Source organism: Mycobacterium sp. E3305, assembly GCF_001666785.1.
GTDB lineage: Bacteria > Actinomycetota > Actinomycetes > Mycobacteriales > Mycobacteriaceae > Mycobacterium.
The window spans coordinates 31667-50270 of sequence record NZ_LZJA01000127.1; the positions used below are offsets into that span (position 1 = coordinate 31667).

At 70.0% G+C, this 18604-nt stretch carries 18 protein-coding genes; 13 read left to right on the forward strand and 5 right to left on the reverse strand.

Features of this window, described 5'->3' with window-relative positions; translation table 11 throughout:
- The first annotated feature begins 167 nt into the window (after positions 1-167).
- From pyrR to pyrF, 7 genes are all read left to right on the forward strand, one after another.
- Positions 168-740 carry a bifunctional pyr operon transcriptional regulator/uracil phosphoribosyltransferase PyrR gene (gene pyrR, locus A5701_RS11615; RefSeq protein WP_067752892.1) on the forward strand — a complete coding sequence of 191 codons (573 nt, stop codon included), beginning with the start codon at positions 168-170 and terminating at the stop codon, positions 738-740.
- Entirely contained in the window at positions 737-1693 is a 957-nt protein-coding gene (locus A5701_RS11620; protein ID WP_067752895.1) for an aspartate carbamoyltransferase catalytic subunit, read from the forward strand. The genes pyrR and A5701_RS11620 overlap by 4 nt, the downstream gene beginning before the upstream one ends.
- Positions 1690-2982 carry a dihydroorotase gene (locus A5701_RS11625; protein ID WP_067752898.1) on the forward strand — a complete coding sequence of 431 codons (1293 nt, stop codon included), beginning with the start codon at positions 1690-1692 and terminating at the stop codon, positions 2980-2982. The genes A5701_RS11620 and A5701_RS11625 overlap by 4 nt, the downstream gene beginning before the upstream one ends.
- A complete protein-coding gene (locus A5701_RS11630) occupies positions 2979-3488 on the forward strand; it encodes a transporter (RefSeq protein WP_067753082.1) in 510 nt (169 codons plus the stop codon). The genes A5701_RS11625 and A5701_RS11630 overlap by 4 nt, the downstream gene beginning before the upstream one ends.
- Complete coding sequence (carA, locus tag A5701_RS11635; RefSeq protein WP_067752901.1) at positions 3485-4615, forward strand: glutamine-hydrolyzing carbamoyl-phosphate synthase small subunit; 1131 nt, start codon at positions 3485-3487, stop codon at positions 4613-4615. Before A5701_RS11630 ends, carA begins: the two co-directional genes overlap by 4 nt.
- Positions 4616-4706: 91 nt before the next feature.
- The gene (gene carB / locus A5701_RS11640; RefSeq protein ID WP_067753085.1) at positions 4707-8072 is read left to right on the forward strand and encodes a carbamoyl-phosphate synthase large subunit; all 3366 of its coding nucleotides are present in this window, start codon (positions 4707-4709) and stop codon (positions 8070-8072) included.
- Positions 8069-8896 carry an orotidine-5'-phosphate decarboxylase gene (gene pyrF, locus A5701_RS11645; RefSeq protein WP_067752904.1) on the forward strand — a complete coding sequence of 276 codons (828 nt, stop codon included), beginning with the start codon at positions 8069-8071 and terminating at the stop codon, positions 8894-8896. Before carB ends, pyrF begins: the two co-directional genes overlap by 4 nt.
- Positions 8897-8910: 14 nt before the next feature.
- Here pyrF and A5701_RS11650 read toward each other — a convergent pair whose 3' ends face one another.
- The gene (locus A5701_RS11650) at positions 8911-9333 is read right to left on the reverse strand and encodes a molybdopterin-binding protein (protein ID WP_067752906.1); all 423 of its coding nucleotides are present in this window, start codon (positions 9331-9333) and stop codon (positions 8911-8913) included.
- Between the two features lie 464 nt (positions 9334-9797).
- Here A5701_RS11650 and mihF point away from each other — a divergent pair, with 464 nt between their 5' ends.
- The 5 genes from mihF to metK all read left to right on the forward strand — a co-directional run bounded on the left by mihF (position 9798) and on the right by metK (position 13800).
- Positions 9798-10112: an integration host factor, actinobacterial type gene (gene mihF / locus A5701_RS11655; protein WP_007171927.1), complete on the forward strand. Its 315-nt coding sequence runs from the start codon at positions 9798-9800 to the stop codon at positions 10110-10112.
- 48 nt (positions 10113-10160) lie between these two features.
- The gene (gene gmk / locus A5701_RS11660; RefSeq protein ID WP_156670051.1) at positions 10161-10832 is read left to right on the forward strand and encodes a guanylate kinase; all 672 of its coding nucleotides are present in this window, start codon (positions 10161-10163) and stop codon (positions 10830-10832) included.
- A gap of 65 nt (positions 10833-10897) precedes the next feature.
- The gene (gene rpoZ / locus A5701_RS11665) at positions 10898-11224 is read left to right on the forward strand and encodes a DNA-directed RNA polymerase subunit omega (protein ID WP_067752911.1); all 327 of its coding nucleotides are present in this window, start codon (positions 10898-10900) and stop codon (positions 11222-11224) included.
- Between the two features lie 20 nt (positions 11225-11244).
- Positions 11245-12492 (forward strand): bifunctional phosphopantothenoylcysteine decarboxylase/phosphopantothenate--cysteine ligase CoaBC, encoded by a 1248-nt coding sequence (gene coaBC / locus A5701_RS11670; protein ID WP_067752914.1) that lies wholly within the window; start codon positions 11245-11247, stop codon positions 12490-12492.
- A gap of 96 nt (positions 12493-12588) precedes the next feature.
- Complete coding sequence (gene metK, locus A5701_RS11675) at positions 12589-13800, forward strand: methionine adenosyltransferase (protein WP_067752917.1); 1212 nt, start codon at positions 12589-12591, stop codon at positions 13798-13800.
- Here the strand turns inward: metK and A5701_RS11680 are convergent.
- The 4 genes from A5701_RS11680 to A5701_RS11695 are packed head-to-tail and all read right to left on the reverse strand — an operon-like array spanning position 13793 to position 17865.
- On the reverse strand, positions 13793-14356 hold the full coding sequence (locus A5701_RS11680) for a pyridoxamine 5'-phosphate oxidase family protein (RefSeq protein ID WP_067752920.1): 564 nt from the start codon (positions 14354-14356) through the stop codon (positions 13793-13795). The genes metK and A5701_RS11680 overlap by 8 nt on opposite strands.
- 55 nt (positions 14357-14411) lie before the next feature.
- On the reverse strand, positions 14412-15905 hold the full coding sequence (locus A5701_RS11685) for an NAD(P)/FAD-dependent oxidoreductase (protein WP_067752923.1): 1494 nt from the start codon (positions 15903-15905) through the stop codon (positions 14412-14414).
- A 9-nt stretch (positions 15906-15914) separates the two neighbouring features.
- A complete protein-coding gene (locus tag A5701_RS11690; protein WP_067752927.1) occupies positions 15915-16880 on the reverse strand; it encodes an alpha/beta hydrolase in 966 nt (321 codons plus the stop codon).
- Between the two features lie 22 nt (positions 16881-16902).
- Positions 16903-17865, reverse strand: coding sequence for an alpha/beta hydrolase (locus tag A5701_RS11695; protein ID WP_067752930.1), 963 nt, complete (start codon positions 17863-17865; stop codon positions 16903-16905).
- Between A5701_RS11695 and A5701_RS11700 the strand changes: the two genes are divergently transcribed.
- A complete protein-coding gene (locus tag A5701_RS11700; protein ID WP_067753088.1) occupies positions 17864-18598 on the forward strand; it encodes a lysoplasmalogenase in 735 nt (244 codons plus the stop codon). The two genes, A5701_RS11695 and A5701_RS11700, sit on opposite strands and share 2 nt — an antisense overlap.
- Positions 18599-18604 lie beyond the last annotated feature (6 nt).

The following is an 18604-nucleotide window of genomic DNA, read 5'->3' on the forward strand; positions in this document are numbered from 1 at the left end:
CGCCGACTCCCGGCGAGACGCCTGGGACGGGTGGGGCACGGCGGGCGATCCGGGATTGCGCACTCGTGCCCCGCGCCGGCGCTCCGCCAGAGAGGTGTTACGCTGCCGGGCAGTCGACATCCTTTAACGATCCGTCCCGCGAGGCGGAGAAGGAGGTCAAGTCTCGCATGGGTGCTGTGGACGAGAGCGGCTCAAGCCGCGGGTCCCGGGAACTGATGTCGGCGGCCGACGTGGGCCGCACCATTTCCCGTATCGCACATCAGATCATCGAAAAGACCGCGCTGGACGGACCCGACGCGCCGCGGGTGGTGCTGTTGGGCATCCCGACCCGCGGCGTGATCCTGGCCGAGCGGCTGGCCACCCACATCGCCGAATTCAGCGGCGTGGAGGTGGGCCACGGGGGCCTCGACATCACGTTGTATCGCGACGATTTGATGCAGAAGCCGCCGCGGCCGCTGGAGGCCACCTCGATCCCGGCGGGCGGCATCGACGACGCGCTGGTGATTCTCATCGACGACGTGCTGTACTCCGGGCGCTCGGTGCGTTCCGCGCTGGACGCACTGCGCGACGTCGGCCGCCCCCGGGTGGTGCAGCTCGCGGTGCTGGTCGACCGGGGCCACCGCGAGCTCCCGCTGCGCGCCGACTACGTCGGCAAGAACGTTCCGACGTCGCGCAGCGAGAGCGTGCACGTGCTGCTCAGCGAGCAGGACGGGCGCGACGGGGTGGTGATCTCCCGATGACCCGGCACCTGCTGGCCGCCGGCGACCTGAGCCGCGACGAGGCCACCGCCATCCTCGACGACGCCGACCGCTTCTCCCAGGCGCTGGTCGGCCGCGAAATCAAGAAGCTGCCCACGCTGCGCGGGCGCACCGTCATCACGATGTTCTACGAGAACTCCACCCGCACCCGGGTTTCGTTCGAGGTGGCCGGCAAGTGGATGAGCGCCGACGTGATCAACGTCAGCGCGGCGGGATCGTCGGTGGGCAAGGGTGAGTCGCTGCGCGACACGGCGTTGACGCTGCGCGCGGCCGGCGCCGACGCGCTGATCATCCGGCACCCGGCCTCCGGTGCCGCGCACCTGCTGGCCGAATGGACCGGCAGCGCGAACGACGGCCCGTCGGTGATCAATGCGGGCGACGGCACGCACGAGCACCCCACCCAGGCGCTGCTGGACGCGCTGACCATCCGCCAGCGCCTCGGCGGCATCGAGGGCCGGCGCATCGTGATCGTCGGCGACATCCTGCACAGCCGGGTCGCCCGTTCCAACGTCATGCTGCTCAACACCCTGGGCGCCGAGGTGGTCCTGGTGGCGCCGCCGACGCTGTTGCCGGTCGGCGTCGACGGCTGGCCGGTCACCGTCGCGAACGACTTCGACGCCGAGCTGCCCGCCGCCGACGCGGTGCTGATGCTGCGGGTGCAGGCCGAGCGCATGAACGGCGGCTTCTTCCCGTCGGTGCGCGAATACTCCTCGCGCTTCGGGCTTTCCGATCGCCGCCAGGCGATGCTGCCCGGCCACGCCGTGGTGCTGCACCCGGGTCCGATGCTGCGTGGCATGGAGATCGCGTCCTCGGTGGCCGACTCGTCGCAATCGGCCGTACTGCAACAGGTGTCCAACGGTGTGCACGTGCGCATGGCGGTGCTGTTCCATGTGCTGGTCGGCGCCGAGTCGGCCGGAAGTGAGGGTGCGGCGTGAGCGTGCTGATCCGTGGGGTCCGGTTGTACGGCGAGGGCGACCGGGTCGACGTGCTCGTCGATGACGGCCAGATCGCCGAAATCGGCGCGGAGCTCGCGGTCCCCGACACGGCCGACGTCATCGACGCGACCGGGCAGGTGTTGCTGCCCGGGTTCGTCGACCTGCACACCCACCTGCGCGAGCCGGGCCGCGAATACGCCGAGGACATCGAAACCGGCTCGGCCGCAGCGGCTCTGGGCGGATACACGGCGGTGTTCGCGATGGCCAACACCAATCCCGTCGCCGACAGCCCGGTGGTCACCGACCACGTCTGGCACCGCGGCCAGCAGGTCGGACTGGTCGACGTCCACCCCGTCGGCGCCGTCACCGTCGGACTGGCCGGCGCCGAGCTCACCGAGATGGGCATGATGGCGGCCGGGGCCGCGCAGGTGCGGATGTTCTCCGACGACGGCGTCTGCGTGCACGACCCGCTGGTGATGCGCCGCGCGCTCGAGTACGCCACCGGCCTGGGCGTGCTGATCGCCCAGCACGCCGAGGAACCCCGGCTCACCGTCGGCGCCGTCGCCCACGAGGGGCCCGCCGCCGCCCGGCTCGGGCTCTCGGGCTGGCCGCGGGCCGCCGAGGAATCGATCGTCGCCCGCGACGCGCTGCTGGCGCGCGACGCGGGCGCCCGGGTGCACATCTGCCACGCGTCCACCGCGGGCACCGTCGAGCTGCTGAAATGGGCCAAGGATCAAGGCATTTCGATCACCGCCGAGGTCACCCCGCATCACCTGCTGCTCGACGACAGCAGGCTGGCCACCTACGACGGGCGCAACCGCGTCAACCCCCCGCTGCGGGAGGCCGCCGACGCGGTGGCGTTGCGTCAGGCCCTGGCCGACGGCGTCATCGACTGCGTGGCCACCGACCATGCCCCGCACGCCGAACACGAGAAGTGCGTGGAATTCGCCGCGGCCCGCCCGGGCATGTTGGGCCTGCAGACCGCGCTGTCGGTCGTGGTGCACACCATGGTGACGCCCGGGCTGCTGACCTGGCGCGACGTCGCGCGGGTGATGAGCGAAAACCCCGCGCGCATCGTCGGGCTGCCCGATCACGGCCGCCCGCTGGAGGTGGGGGAGCCGGCCAACCTGACGGTGGTGGACCCGGAGGCCGCCTGGACCGTCGCCGGGTCCGATCTGGCCAGCCGGTCGGCCAACACGCCGTTCGAGTCGATGGCCCTGCCGGCCACCGTGACGGCGACACTGCTGCGGGGCAAGGTCACCGCTCGAGACGGGAAGTGCCCGGCATGAATTCAGGCACGCTGGTGGGGTCGCTGATCTTCGCGGCGGTGCTGGTGGTGGTGATCGCGGTGGTGATCCAGCTGATGATGCGCAGCTGGCGGCGTCGCTCGGAGCGGCAGGAGGAGCTGATCGGCGACCTGCCCGACGTGCCCGACCAGGTGGGCGCGGCGCTCATCACCACCCGGGGCCACTATTGCGGTTCCATGATGGCGCCGGGTTGGCACGAGCGGATCGCGGCCGGCGACATGGGTTTCCGCAGCAAGGCGGTACTGACCCGCTATGCCGGCGGGATCATGGTGGAACGTTTGCGCGCCCAACCGATTTGGATACCGAAAGACGCGATCACCGGTATCCGCATGGAGCGCAGCATGGGTGGCAGGGCCACGGCCCGGATCGGGATCCTGGCGATTCGGTGGCGGCTGCCGTCGGGAGCCGAGATCGACACCGGCTTTCGGGCGAATCACCGCGAGGAATACACCGAGTGGCTGGAGTCCCAGCAGGAGGGAGCCGCGTGAACAACAAAGCACTGCTCGTGCTCGAAGACGGCCGCGTGTTCACGGGCACGTCGTTCGGCAAGGTCGGCCAAACGCTCGGCGAGGCGGTCTTTTCCACCGGCATGTCCGGCTACCAGGAGACGCTGACCGATCCCAGCTATCACCGGCAGATCGTGGTGGCCACCGCTCCGCAGATCGGCAACACCGGCTGGAACACCGAGGACGCCGAGAGCCGTGGCGACAAGATCTGGGTCGCCGGCTACGCGGTGCGCGACCCGTCGCCGCGGGCGTCCAACTGGCGCGCCACCGGCACCCTGGAGGACGAGCTGGTGCGCCAGCACATCGTCGGGATCGCCGGCATCGACACCCGCGCGGTGGTGCGCCATCTGCGCACCCGTGGGTCGATGAAGGCGGGGGTGTTCTCCGGTGAGGCGCTTGCCGACCCCGCCGAGCTGGTCGAGCGGGTGCGCGGACAGCAGTCGATGCTCGGCGCCGATCTCGCCGGGGAGGTCAGCACGCCGGAGCGCTACATCGTGGAACCCGAAGGGCCACCGGGATCTTCGAGGTTCACGGTGGTCGCGCTCGATCTGGGGATCAAGACCAACACGCCGCGCAACTTCGCCCGCCGCGGGGTACGCAGCCACGTGTTGCCGTCGTCGACCACGTTCGCCCAGATCGCCGACATCTCACCCGACGGGGTGTTCTTGTCCAACGGCCCGGGCGATCCCGCCACCGCCGACCACGTCGTCGCGCTCACCCGCGAGGTGCTGGGCGCCGGAATCCCGTTGTTCGGCATCTGTTTCGGCAACCAGATCCTGGGCCGCGCGCTGGGGCTGTCCACCTACAAGATGGTGTTCGGCCACCGCGGCATCAACATCCCGGTGATGGACCACGCGACCGGGCGGGTGGCGGTGACCGCGCAGAACCACGGCTTCGCGCTGGAAGGCGAGGCCGGCCAGTCCTTCGACACCCCGTTCGGCCCCGCGGTCGTCAGCCACACCTGCGCCAACGACGGGGTCGTCGAGGGCGTCAAACTCGCCGACGGGCGGGCGTTCTCGGTGCAGTACCACCCGGAGGCCGCCGCCGGACCCCACGACGCGGAATACCTGTTCGACCAATTCATCGACCTGATGGCAGAGGGGCGCTGATGTACCTCGCCGCGAGCGTGCGCAGTTGTACGCGGTGCTCGGCGTGTCGCCGTGGCAACACGCACCCTCGCGCAATGGAAGGGAGCAACTGATGCCGCGGCGCAGTGACCTCAACCACGTGCTGGTGATCGGCTCGGGGCCGATCGTCATCGGCCAGGCGGCCGAATTCGACTACTCCGGCACCCAGGCCTGCCGGGTGCTGCGGGCGGAGGGGCTGCAGGTCAGCCTGATCAACTCCAACCCGGCCACCATCATGACCGACCCGGAGTACGCCGACCACACCTACGTCGAGCCGATCACCCCGGCCTTCGTGGAGCGGGTGATCGCCCAGCAGGCCGAGCGCGGCAACAAGATCGACGCGCTGCTGGCCACGCTGGGCGGGCAGACCGCGCTGAACACCGCCGTCGCGCTGTTCGAGAACGGCGCGCTGGAGCGCCACGGCGTCGAGCTGATCGGGGCGGACATCGACGCCATCCAGCGCGGCGAGGACCGGCAGATGTTCAAGGACATCGTCGCCAAGGTCGGTGGTGAATCCGCCCGCAGCCGAGTGTGTTTCACCATGGAAGAGGTCCGCGAGACGGTCGAGGAGCTCGGGCTGCCGGTCGTGGTGCGGCCCAGCTTCACGATGGGCGGGCTGGGGTCGGGCATGGCGCGGTCCGTCGAGGAGGTCGACCGGATGGCCGGCGCCGGCCTGGCCGAAAGCCCCAGCGCCAACGTGCTGATCGAGGAATCGATCTACGGCTGGAAGGAATTCGAGCTCGAGCTGATGCGCGACGGCAACGACAACGTGGTCGTGGTCTGCTCGATCGAGAACTTCGACCCGATGGGCGTGCACACCGGAGACTCGGTCACCGTCGCGCCGGCGATGACGCTGACCGACCGGGAATACCAGCGGATGCGCGACCTGGGCATCGCGATCCTGCGCGAGGTCGGGGTGGACACCGGCGGCTGCAACATCCAGTTCGCGATCAACCCGGTCGACGGGCGGCTGATCGTCATCGAGATGAACCCACGGGTGTCGCGGTCCAGCGCGCTGGCCTCCAAGGCCACCGGTTTCCCGATCGCCAAGATCGCCGCGAAGCTGGCCATCGGGTACACCCTCGACGAGATCGTCAACGACATCACCAAGGAAACGCCGGCCTGCTTCGAACCGACTCTCGACTACGTCGTCGTCAAGGCGCCGCGGTTCGCGTTCGAGAAGTTCCCCGGCGCGGACCCCACCCTGACCACCACGATGAAGTCGGTCGGCGAGGCGATGTCGTTGGGCCGCAACTTCATCGAGGCGCTCGGCAAGGTGATGCGGTCGCTGGAGACCACCCGCGCGGGTTTCTGGACCAAGCCCGACCCGGACGGGGATGTCGCCGAGGTGCTGGACCGGCTGCGCACCCCGACCGAGGGCCGGCTCTACGACATCGAGCTGGCGCTGCGGCTGGGCGCGTCGATCGAGCAGGTCGCCGAGGCCAGCGGCGTCGACCCGTGGTTCGTGGCCCAGATCGGCGAGCTGGGCAAGCTGCGCGCCGAGCTGGTCGACGCCCCGGTGCTCGACACCGACCTGCTGCGGCGGGCCAAGCACAGCGGGCTGTCGGACCGCCAGATCGCCTCGCTGCGGCCGGAACTGGCGGGGGAGAACGGAGTGCGTTCGCTGCGCGAGCGGCTCGGCATCCACCCGGTGTACAAGACCGTCGACACCTGCGCGGCCGAGTTCGAGGCCAAGACGCCGTATCACTACAGCAGCTACGAACTCGACCCGGCCGCCGAGACGGAAGTCGCGCCGCAGGCCGAGCGGCCCAAGGTGCTGATCCTCGGGTCGGGACCCAACCGCATCGGCCAGGGCATCGAATTCGACTACAGCTGCGTGCACGCCGCAACCACGTTGAGCCAGGCCGGCTTCGAGACCGTGATGGTCAACTGCAATCCCGAGACGGTGTCGACCGACTACGACACCGCCGACCGGCTGTACTTCGAGCCGCTGACGTTCGAGGACGTCCTCGAGGTGTACCGCGCCGAGCAGCAGTCGGCCGGCGCGGGCCCCGGCGTGGTCGGCGTCATCGTGCAACTGGGCGGCCAGACCCCGCTCGGGCTGGCGCAGCGCCTGGCCGACGCCGGGGTCCCCATCGTGGGCACCCCGCCGGAGGCGATCGACCTGGCCGAGGACCGCGGCGCGTTCGGCGACGTGCTGGCCGGCGCCGGCCTGCCCGCACCGAAATACGGCATGGCAACGACTTTCGCGCAGGCCCGCCGGATCGCCGAGGGCATCGGTTATCCCGTGCTGGTGCGGCCGTCATACGTGCTGGGCGGCCGCGGGATGGAGATCGTCTACGACGAGGAGACGCTGGAGGGCTACATCACCCGCGCCACCGAGCTCTCGCCCGAGCACCCGGTGCTGGTCGACCGGTTCCTCGAGGACGCGGTGGAAATCGACGTCGACGCGCTGTGCGACGGCGCGGAGGTCTACATCGGCGGCATCATGGAGCACATCGAGGAGGCCGGCATCCACTCCGGCGACTCGGCGTGCGCGCTGCCCCCGGTCACGCTGGGCCGCAGCGACATCGAGAAGGTGCGCCGAGCGACCGAGGCCATCGCCCACGGCATCGGGGTGATCGGGCTGCTCAACGTGCAGTACGCCCTCAAGGACGACGTGCTCTACGTCCTGGAGGCCAACCCGAGGGCGAGCCGCACCGTTCCGTTCGTGTCGAAGGCCACTGCCGTGCCGCTCGCCAAGGCGTGCGCCCGGATCATGTTGGGCGCCACCATTGCCCAGCTGCGTGACGAAGGCATGCTGGCGGCGTCCGGGGACGGTGCCCACGCGGCCTTCGACGCCCCGATCGCCGTCAAGGAGGCGGTCCTGCCGTTCCACAGGTTCCGCCGGATCGACGGGGCGGCCATCGATTCGCTGCTGGGCCCGGAGATGAAGTCCACCGGCGAGGTGATGGGGATCGACCGCGACTTCGGCACCGCCTTCGCCAAGAGTCAGACGGCCGCCTACGGCTCGCTGCCGGCCGAGGGCACCGTGTTCGTCTCGGTTGCCAACCGGGACAAGCGCTCCCTGGTGTTCCCGGTCAAGCGGCTGGCCGACCTGGGCTTCCGCGTCCTGGCCACCGAGGGCACCGCGGAGATGTTGCGGCGCAACGGAATTCCGTGTGACGAGGTCCGCAAGCACTTCGAGCCCCCGCAGGCGGGCCGCCCGGCCGCGTCGGCCGTCGACGCGATCAAGGCCGGCGAGGTGGACATGGTGATCAACACGCCGTACGGGAACTCCGGGCCACGCATCGATGGCTACGAGATCCGTTCGGCCGCGGTGTCGGTCAACATCCCCTGCGTCACCACGGTGCAGGGCGCCTCCGCCGCCATCCAGGGCATCGAGGCGGGCATCCGCGGCGACATCGGCGTGCGGTCCCTGCAAGAACTGCACAGCGTGATCGGCCTGGGCGCCGCGCCCGGCGAAGGCGCCCGGTGACGGGGTTCGGCGTCCGCCTGGCCGAGGCGAAAGCGCAACGCGGCCCGCTGTGCGTGGGCATCGACCCGCATCCCGAGCTGCTCCGCGCCTGGGATTTGCCGACCACCGCCGACGGACTGGCCGCCTTCTGTGACATCTGCATCGAGGCGTTCGCCGGCTTCGCCGTGGTCAAGCCCCAGGTGGCGTTCTTCGAGGCCTACGGCGCCGCCGGGTTCGCGGTGCTCGAACGCACCATCGAGGCCCTGCGTTCGGTCGGGGTGCTGGTGCTGGCCGACGCCAAGCGCGGGGACATCGGCACCACGATGGCGGCCTACGCCGCCGCCTGGGCCGGCGACTCGCCACTGGCGGCCGACGCCGTCACGGCCTCGCCGTACCTGGGATTCGGGTCGTTGCGGCCGCTGCTGGAAGCCGCCGCCGCTCACGACCGGGGCGTGTTCGTGCTGGCGGCGACCTCCAACCCGGAGGGCGCCACCGTGCAGCGCGCCGCGTTCGACGGCCGCACGGTGGCCCAGCTGGTGGTCGACCAGGCGGCGGTGGTGAACAAGTCGGCGACGCCGTCGGGGCCCGGGTACGTCGGCGTGGTGGTGGGCGCGACGGTGCTCGAGGCGCCCGATCTCAGCGCGCTGGGCGGGCCGGTGCTGGTGCCCGGGCTCGGTGTGCAGGGCGGACGGCCCGACGCGCTCGCCGGGCTGGGCGGGGCGGCCCCCGGCCAGCTGCTGCCCGCGGTGGCCCGCGAGGTGCTGCGGGCCGGGCCGGGCGTGGACGAACTGCGGGCGGCGGGCGAGCGGATGCTGGACGCCGTCGCCTATCTGGGCGCGCCGTAGGGCCGCCCCGGCGCTCAGTCGGACGCTAGGGCCGTACTTGGCCGCGCGGTCTCCACGATCACCGTGGTCGCCTTGACGACCGCCACGGCGACGCTGCCGGGCCGCAACTGCAGTTCCTCGGCGGCCTCGGTGCTCATCAGCGACACGACGGTGAACGGGCCGCACTGCATCTCGACCTGGGACATCACCTTGTCGCTGGTGACCCTGGTGACCAGCCCGACGAAGCGGTTGCGGGCCGAGCTGCCGATGCTGAGCGGGTCGGGCGGCGGGGCGGGGGCGTTGTTCCGGGAAAACCGGGCCAGATCTTCGCTGGCGATGACCTTGCGGCCCGCCGCGTCGTGGCTGACCGTCAGCGATCCCTGGTTGATCCAGCGCCGGACGGTGTCGTCGCTGACTCCGAGCAGTTCAGCGGCCTGACGGATCCGCAGGTTCGACACCGCTAGATGGTAACTCGCGGGGTATTAGCTGGCGGCCGTACCAGCGAAGGGCGTCGTCGCGCCACGCGGGGGCCGCGCGGGTGCGACACGCGCGACACGCAACGAAAAATGCGTGATCCCCGGCACGAGGCGTTTCGCCGCGCCGCGGCCGCCCTTGGCCGCCGCCCCGGCGGCCGGCCGGACGCCGGGCCCACTCGGTAAAACCGCAGCTCAGAGCCCATATTTCGGATCGGGGCCGGGCGCTCGCAAAGCGCAGGCGGGGCCCGGCCGGGCGGTCATCGCAGGCGTCCGCCGGACGGCATTTTCCGGCCACAGGCGGGGCTCATGCTGGGAGTTTGTCCCCTGAACCAGGGGGCCGGGTTAGATTTCGTCAGGAGGCCTGAGTACGGTCGTCTCCGCTGGCAGAAGAACCGGCGAGACAAAAAGAGATCGATTGAAATTGATTGATCAGATACGGAGGAATCGTGGCCCTTCCCCAGTTGACCGACGAGCAGCGCGCGGCCGCGTTGGAGAAGGCTGCTGCCGCACGTCGAGCACGAGCAGAGCTCAAGGACCGGCTGAAGCGCGGCGGCACCAACCTCACCCAGGTGCTCAAGGACGCCGAGACCGACGAAGTCCTTGGCAAGATGAAGGTTTCTGCGCTTCTCGAGGCGTTGCCCAAGGTGGGCAAGGTCAAGGCGCAGGAAATCATGACTGAGCTGGAGATCGCCCCCACCCGCCGCCTGCGCGGCCTCGGCGACCGCCAGCGCAAGGCCCTGCTGGAAAAGTTCGGCTCCTAGCCCGGCCCCGGCCAACCCGCGCTATGGGCCACCAGCCCAGGAGCGCCAGTGAGCGCTAGCGGGGGACCGGACGTCGAGCACGGCACGCGTCCCGCACCACCAGGTAAGGGGCGTGTGGTCGTGCTGTCCGGTCCCTCCGCGGTCGGCAAGTCGACAGTCGTCCGCTGCCTGCGCGAGCGAATTCCGGAGCTGCATTTTTCCGTCTCGGCCACGACGCGGGCGCCGCGGCCGGGCGAGGTCGACGGCGTCGATTACCACTTCGTCAGCCCGGACCGCTTTCAGCAGCTCATCGACGACGGCGCGCTGCTGGAATGGGCCGAGATCCACGGCGGACTGCACCGGTCGGGCACCCTGGCCGAGCCGGTGCGGACCGCCACCGCGGCCGGGATCCCGGTGCTCATCGAGGTCGACCTGGCCGGCGCCAGAGCCGTCAAGAGGGCGATGCCCGAGGCCATCACGGTGTTCCTGGCGCCGCCCAGTTGGGAGGACCTGGAGGCCAGACTCGTCGGCCGCGGCACCGAAACGCCGGAGGCCATGCAGCGCCGCCTGGAGACCGCCCGCGTCGAGATGGCGGCCCAGGACGACTTCGACGAGGTCGTGGTCAACAGTCAATTGGAGTCCGCGTGCGCCGAATTGGTATCCTTGCTGCTAGGAACTGCGCCGAGTCCGCATGACCCACCTGGCCAGACCAGGAGCCAGACCAGATCCAATCGAGATTGAGCATTCGAATCATCAGCGGTAGCCAATCCGTTTCGGGGCTCTGACCGCCAAGGAGTTTGACCTAAGTGAGCATTCCGCAGTCCGACGCGGCGCTGGCCGCCGTCCCCGACCGGTTCGACCCATCGGCCGGGGGGCAGGGCGCCTACGACACCCCGCTGGGCATCACCAACCCGCCCATCGACGAGCTGCTCGACCGCGTGTCGAGCAAGTACGCCCTGGTGATCTACGCCGCCAAGCGGGCCCGTCAGATCAACGACTACTACAACCAGCTCGGCGAGGGCATCCTCGAATACGTTGGGCCGCTGGTCGAGCCGGGGCTTCAGGAGAAGCCGCTGTCGATCGCGCTGCGCGAGATCCACGCCGACCTGCTCGAGCACACCGAGGGCGAGTAACAGGGCAGGGCCGGCCAACTGTGGACCGCAAACGGATTGTCGTCGGCGTCTCCGGTGGCATCGCCGCCTACAAGGCGTGCACGGTAGTTCGTCAGCTCTCCGAGGCCGGCCATCTGGTCCGGGTCGTGCCCACCGAGTCCGCGCTGCGGTTCGTCGGGGCCGCCACGTTCGAGGCGCTGTCCGGCCAGCCGGTGCACACCGGCATCTTCGAGAACGTCCCGGAGGTGCCGCACGTCCAGCTCGGCCAGCAGGCCGATTTGGTGGTGGTAGCGCCGGCCACCGCGGACCTGCTCGCCCGCGCGGTGCACGGCCGCGCCGACGACCTGCTGACCGCCACCCTGCTCACCGCGCGATGCCCGGTGCTGTTCGCGCCGGCCATGCACACCGAGATGTGGTTGCACCCGGCCACCGTCGACAACGTGGCCGCCCTGCGCCGCCGCGGGGCGGTGGTGCTGGAACCGGCGTTCGGGCGGCTCACCGGGTCCGACAGCGGCTCCGGCCGGCTGCCCGAGGCCGAGGAGATCACCACGCTCGCCCAACTGCTGCTGGAACGCCACGACGCGCTCCCGTACGACCTCGCCGGCTGCAAGCTCCTGGTCACCGCGGGCGGCACCCGCGAACCGATCGACCCCGTGCGCTTCATCGGCAACCGCAGCTCCGGTAAGCAGGGCTACGCGGTGGCGCGCGTCGCCGCCCAGCGCGGCGCCGAGGTCACGCTGATCGCCGGGCACACCGCGGGCCTGATCGACCCGGCCGGCGTCGAGGTGGTCCACGTCAGCTCGGCCGAGCAACTCGGCGACGCGGTGGCCAAGCACGCGCCCGCGGCCGACGTGCTGGTGATGGCCGCGGCCGTCGCCGACTTCCGCCCCGCGCAGGTTTCCGCCGCGAAGATCAAAAAGGGCTCGAACGACCGGGAACAGCCACCGACGATCGAGCTGGTCCGCAACGACGACGTGCTGGCCGGTGCGGTGCGGGCGCGCGCCGGCGGCGAGCTGCCCAACATGCGGGCCATCGTCGGGTTCGCCGCCGAAACGGGCGACGCCAACGGCGATGTGCTGTTTCACGCCAGGGCCAAGCTGCGCCGCAAGGGTTGCGACCTGTTGGTGGTCAACGCGGTGGGCGACGGCAGGGCGTTCGAGGTGGACAGCAACGACGGCTGGCTGCTGGCCTCCGACGGCACCGAGTCGGCGCTGCAACACGGCTCCAAGACGCTGATGGCCAGTCGTATCGTGGATGCGATCGCCACGTTCCTGCACGGCGGCGGGTAATACGGTTCGATTTTGCTGTGGCGCGGGGCCAGGCGCCGGCCGGCCCGATGCCAGCCGATATAATTCGGTTAACTAACTATTCGGAAGGATTCGATTGTGAGCGAAAAGGGTCGCCTGTTTACCAGTGAGTCGGTGACTGAGGGACATCCCGACAAGATCTGTGACGCGATCAGCGACTCGGTCCTCGACGCCCTGCTGGCGCAGGACCCCCGCTCACGCGTCGCGGTGGAGACGCTGGTCACCACCGGTCAGGTGCACGTCGTCGGCGAGGTGACGACGACGGCGAAGGAGGCGTTCGCCGACATCACCAACACGGTCCGTGCGCGCATTTTGGACATCGGCTACGACTCGTCGGACAAGGGCTTCGACGGGGCGTCGTGCGGGGTGAACATCGGCATCGGCGCCCAGTCGCCCGACATCGCCCAGGGCGTCGACACCGCCCACGAGGCGCGCGTCGAGGGCGCCGCGGACCCGCTGGACTCCCAGGGCGCCGGCGACCAGGGCCTGATGTTCGGCTACGCGATCGCCGACACCCCCGAGTTGATGCCCCTGCCCATCGCGCTGGCCCACCGGCTGTCACGGAAGCTGACCGAGGTGCGCAAGAACGGCACGCTGGGATACCTGCGTCCGGACGGCAAGACCCAGGTCACCATCGCCTACGAGGACGACGTCCCCGTACGCCTCGACACCGTGGTCGTCTCGACGCAGCACGCCGACGGCATCGACCTGGAGAAGACGCTCGACCCCGACATCCGGGAGCACGTGCTCAAGAGCGTGCTGAGCGAGCTGGCGCACGACACCCTGGATTCGTCGTCGACCCGGGTGCTGGTCAACCCGACCGGCAAGTTCGTCCTCGGCGGGCCGATGGGCGACGCCGGCCTCACCGGCCGCAAGATCATCGTCGACACCTACGGCGGCTGGGCCCGCCACGGCGGCGGCGCCTTCTCCGGTAAGGATCCGTCCAAGGTGGACCGGTCCGCGGCGTACGCGATGCGCTGGGTGGCGAAGAACATCGTCGCCGCCGGGCTCGCGGAGCGCGTCGAGGTGCAGGTGGCCTACGCCATCGGCAAGGCGGCCCCGGTCGGCCTGTTCATCGAGACGTTCGGCACCGCGACGGTAGACCCGGTCAAGATCGAGAAGATCGTGCCCGAGGTGTTCGACCTGCGGCCCGGCGCGATCATCCGTGACCTGGACCTGCTGCGCCCGATCTACGCGCAGACCGCCGCCTACGGCCACTTCGGCCGCACCGACGTCGAACTGCCGTGGGAGCAGCTCGACAAGGTCGACGACCTCAAGCGCGCTATCTAGGCAGCGGGTGGTCGGCGTCCAGCGCCGGCAATCCATCGATGCTTCGCCGGTTGCGCCCCACCAGGCGAACGTAGGCCTCGCCGGGCGCCTTGCTGTGGTAGTCGTCGAGCACCGGGCGTTCGTCGACGAGCTCGTAGTACGGCACCGCGAACCCGCACGCGTCGGCGATTCGCTCGAGATCGACGACGATGACGGCGCGCACGCCCGCGTGCGGGTTCCCAAACTTGCCGACGAATTCGCCGAACTCGGCGTCGTCGGGGCGGACCACCCGTCCGGTGCCGAACAGCCGCAGGATGCGCGAGTTGCGGGTGAACGAGCAGAACATGATGGTGATCCGGCCGTTGTCACGCAAGTGCGCAATCGTTTCCACCCCGCTGCCGAACAGGTCCAGATAGGCCACGGTGTGATCGTCGATGACCGCGAAGGTGTCCCGATACCCTTTGGGGGAGAGGTTGATTCGGCCTCCCTCGGACGGCGCGGTGGCGACGAAGAACATGGCCTGATCGTTGATGAACTCGGTGAGCGACTCGTCGAGACGCGGAAACTCCTTGGCCACGCGTGCAGCCTAGCGCCGGGTGGTGACAACCAGCACCGGGTTTTAGGTGCGTTCGCTAGGCGGAACTGCCGGTGAATCGGTAGTCGTCGAGGTCGAAGCGCCGGCTGCGCCAGTAGGCCTCGACGGTGGTGGTGGGCCGCAGCGGGACGTCGCCGTTCTTGTCGAAGTAGTAGCTGTTCGCCAGTCGGCAGCTGTCCTGCCAGAAGATCTGCCGGTGCCGTCGGCGCAGCATCTCGGCGAAGTACCGGTCGTTGGCCTCGCCGGTGACCTCCACGCGCGTCGCGCCGTCGCGCTGCGCCCGTTTCAGGCACCGCACGATGTGGTGGGTCTGCGTCTCGATCAGCGCGAAATACGACGAGCCCACGTAGCCGTACGGGCCGAAAACCGTGAACAGGTTGGGGAAATCGGGCACGCTCACGCCCTCGTAGGCCTGCAGCCGGTGCTCGTCCCAGAACCGGCTCAACGACTTGCCGCCGCTGCCGGTCACCGCGAACGTCGGGACGTCGTCGGGATCCATCACCTTGAAACCGGTGGCCAGGATCAGCACGTCTATCTCATGGGCTTCGCCGTCGGTGCTGGCCACCGCCGTGGGCGTGATCTTGTCGATCGGCTCGGTGACCAGTCGCACGTTGTCGCGGTTGAACGTGGCCAGGTACTCGTTGTGGAAGCCGGGGCGCTTGCAGCCGACCGCGTAGCGCGGGGTGAGTTGGTCGCGCACCGTGGGGTCGTGCACCTGTTTGCGTAGGTAGGCCAGCCCCGCCGACTCCATCCTCTTGGCCAGCGGCACCACCGTGAAGTAGTGCGCGGAGATCGGGAAGGTGACTTCGACGAAGGCCTGGCTGAGCAGCCGCTGCACGATCTTGCCGCCCGGGATCCGCATCGCCCAGCGGGCCGGGGCCGGCAGCGCGACGTCCAGCTTGGGGAAGCACCAGATCGGGGTGCGCTGGAAAACGGTGAGCTGCTTGACAATCGGCGCGATTTCGGGAATGACCTGGACGGCCGAGGCGCCGGTGCCGATGATCGCGACGCGCTTGCCGCTCAGATCCTGGTCGTGATCCCAGCGCGCGGTGTGCATCGTGACACCGCCGAAGCTGTCGACGCCGTCGATGTCGGGCAGGTTGGGCACGGTGAGCACGCCGCACGCGCTGATCAGGAAGCGGGCGGTGACGGTTCCGCCGGGGTCGGTCTGCACCCGCCACAGGGACCGCTCGTCGTCGAACTCGGCGGATTGCACCTTGGTGTTCAACCGGATTCGCGATCGGATGCCGTACTTGTCGACGCAGTGTTCGGCGTAGGCCTTGAGTTCGCGGCCCCGCGCGTAGGTCCGCGACCAGTCCGGGCTCTGCTCGAAGGAGAACTGGTACGAGAACGACGGGATGTCCACGGCGATACCGGGATACGTGTTCCAGTGCCACGTCCCGCCGACCCCGTCGCCCGCCTCGACGACGAGGTAGTCGGACAGCCCGGCGTTGTCGAGCTTGATGGCGGCGCCGATCCCGGAGAAGCCGGCGCCGACGATCAGCGTGTGGTAGTCGGGAGTGCTGCTCATCGTGACCGCCTAGGGGTGTAGCGCCTTCTTCAGCGCGGCCAGCCCGCGGTCGGTGGCAGCGGAGGCCGCGGGGATCACCAGGGCGAAGCTCGCGTAGCCGTGCACCAGGTTGGGCTCGTTGCTCAATTCCGCGGGCACGCCGGCGGCGTCGAGCAGCTCGGCGTAGCGGGCCCCGTCGTCGCGCAGCGGATCGTGTTCGGCGGTCGCGATGTAGGCGGGCGGCAACCCGGACAGGTCCGTCGCGTTCGCCGGGGCCAGGGTGGTGGGCAGCACCGTCGGGTCGCTGATGTCGATGTCGGGCAGATACCACGCCAGGAAGGCGTCGATCACGTCGCGGTCCAGGATGGGCGCGTTGGCGTTGTCGGTGTAGGACGGCAGCGACAGGTCGGCGGTGACGACCGGGTACCAGAGCAGCTGGAAGCTCAGCTCCGGCCCGGCGTTCGCGGTGGCCAGGTGCGCCATCACGGCGGCCAGGTTGCCGCCGGCCGAGTCGCCGGCGACGGCGATCCGGCCGGGGTCACCGCCCAGCTCCGCGGCGTTCTCGGCGACCCACTGCAGCGCCGCCCAGGAGTCGTGCACGCCGGCCGGGAACGGGTGCTCGGGGGCGAGCCGGTAGTCCACGGACACCACGATGGCCTCGGCGCCGACGGCGTGCGCGCGGGCCAGGGGGTCGTGGGTGTCGAGGTCACCGAGGCAGAAGCCGCCGCCGTGATAGAAGACGACGACGGGCAGCGGCTCTTCGGGTTCCAGGGGCGGCCAGTAGATCCGCACTCCGACGTCGCTGACGTCGCCATGTCCGATCGTGCGCTCCTCGACGCGCAGGTCGGGCAGCATCTCGGGTGGCACTTTGAGCATTCGCAGCCGCGAGCGCGCGGTCTCCACGCCGTCGGCTGCGGTGAAGGTCATCGGGAAGGCGTCGAGCAACGCCTTGAACGTCGGGTCGATGCCCGGTCGGGCGAAGGTGGGCTCCGTCATGGATTCACCGTACGCTCCGGCTTCAGCGGCGTAGCCCCGTTCGCAGGGCCGTCAGCCCGCGTTCCATCGCGGCGGTGGCCGCGGGCACCACGCCGCCGTAGCCGAGGTAACCGTGCACCAGCGTCTCGGCGTTGTGCACCTCGACGGTCACGCCGGCGGCGGCAAGGCGTTCGCCGTACCGGATGCCGTCGTCGCGCAGCGGGTCGTGACCCGCGACGGCGATGTAGGCGGGCGGCAGGTTGGACACGTCGCCGGCCCGCCCGGGCGCCATGCCCGGCGGCGGGGCGGACAGGTCGACTTCGCCCGCGTACCAACGCGAGAACTCGGCGACGGCCTTGACGTCGAGGATCGGCGCGCCGGCGTTTTCGGTGAAGGACGGCAGCGACGCGTCCCACATCGTCGACGGGTACCACAGCAGCTGAAACGCGATGGCCGGTGCGCCGTGGTCCCGCGCCCGATGGGCCATCACCGCGCTGATCGTGCCACCGGCCGAATCCCCGGCCACGCCCATCCGGTTCGGGTCACCGCCCAGCCCGGCGGCGTTCTCGGCGACCCAAAGCGTTGCGGCCCAGGCGTCTTCGATCGCGGCGGGGTAGGGGTGCTCCGGCGCCAGCCGGTAGTCGACGGAGACCACGATGGCGTCGGCGCCGACGGCGTGCTGGCGGGCCGTGCCGTCGTAGCTGTCGAGGTCGCCCACCACGAATCCGCCGCCGTGGAAATACAGCACGACGGGCGGGGTGGCGCTCTCGGATTCGATTGGCGGCCAATAGATCCGGACGCCGACCGACCCTCCTGGACCGGGAATGGCGCGGTCTTCGACGCGCAGCTCGGGGTGCAGCGGCCGCCGGGGCAGGTCGCGGAACCGTTGCCGCGCCGCGTCGACGCCGTCCTCGGTGGATAGCCGGAACGGAACCGCATCCAGTACCTTCTGCAGGATGGGGTCGATAGCGGGCTTTTCGTCGGCTGTGTTGTCCAAGCTGGGCATGGACGTACCGTACGCACCTCGGCTGGTGTTCGGCGGCTGGGTGCTGGCAGGCTGGGCGGCCCTCGGTTACGGCGTGTACCTGACGGTGTTGGCGCTGGGTTCGGAGCCGGGGGCCGAGCTGACCGGGCACTGGGTGGCGCAGCCGCTGTTCAAGGCCTCGATGGCGCTGTTGCTGACCGCCGCCGCGGCGGGCCACGCCGTCGTGCGTGAGCGGCGGTGGCTGATGCCGGCGCTGCTGCTGTCGGCCGTCGGTGACTGGTCGCTGGCGATCCCGTGGTGGGCCCAGTCGTTCGTCGTGGGCCTTGGCGCATTCCTGTTGGCGCACTTGTGTTTCCTGGGAGCGCTGCTGCCCCTGGCCGCCAGACGCCCGTCGCGGTTGCGCATCGCCGCCGTGGTCGCGATGTGTGTGGCCACCGCCGCGCTGCTGGCCTGGTTCTGGCCGCACCTGGGCAAGCTGACGCTCCCGGTGGCGGCCTACATTCTGGTGCTGACCGCGATGGTGTGCGCCGCTCTGGTGGCGAAGCTGCCGACGATCTGGACGGCGGTGGGGGCGGTGTGTTTCGCGGCGTCGGATTCGCTGATCGCCATCGGCCGCTTCATCCTGGGCAACGAGGCGCTGGCAGTGCCGATCTGGTGGTCGTACGCTGCGGCGCTGATCCTGATGACCGCGGGGTTCTTCTTCGGTCGTGAGGCGCCGGCCGACGCCGGCACCCCGGAACCGGCCGAAAGCTGACCCGGA

Bases quoted from the DNA above. Each gene is read 5' to 3' on its own strand.
- pyrR (WP_067752892.1), top strand. From the start codon at position 168: ATGGGTGCTGTGGACGAGAGCGGCTCAAGCCGCGGGTCCCGGGAACTG.
- A5701_RS11620 (WP_067752895.1), top strand. From the start codon at position 737: ATGACCCGGCACCTGCTGGCCGCCGGCGACCTGAGCCGCGACGAGGCC.
- A5701_RS11630 (WP_067753082.1), top strand. From the start codon at position 2,979: ATGAATTCAGGCACGCTGGTGGGGTCGCTGATCTTCGCGGCGGTGCTG.
- carB (WP_067753085.1), top strand. From the start codon at position 4,707: ATGCCGCGGCGCAGTGACCTCAACCACGTGCTGGTGATCGGCTCGGGG.
- A5701_RS11685 (WP_067752923.1), bottom strand. From the start codon at position 15,905: ATGAGCAGCACTCCCGACTACCACACGCTGATCGTCGGCGCCGGCTTC.
- A5701_RS11690 (WP_067752927.1), bottom strand. From the start codon at position 16,880: ATGACGGAGCCCACCTTCGCCCGACCGGGCATCGACCCGACGTTCAAG.
- A5701_RS11700 (WP_067753088.1), top strand. From the start codon at position 17,864: ATGGACGTACCGTACGCACCTCGGCTGGTGTTCGGCGGCTGGGTGCTG.
- A5701_RS11695 (WP_067752930.1), bottom strand. From the start codon at position 17,865: ATGCCCAGCTTGGACAACACAGCCGACGAAAAGCCCGCTATCGACCCC.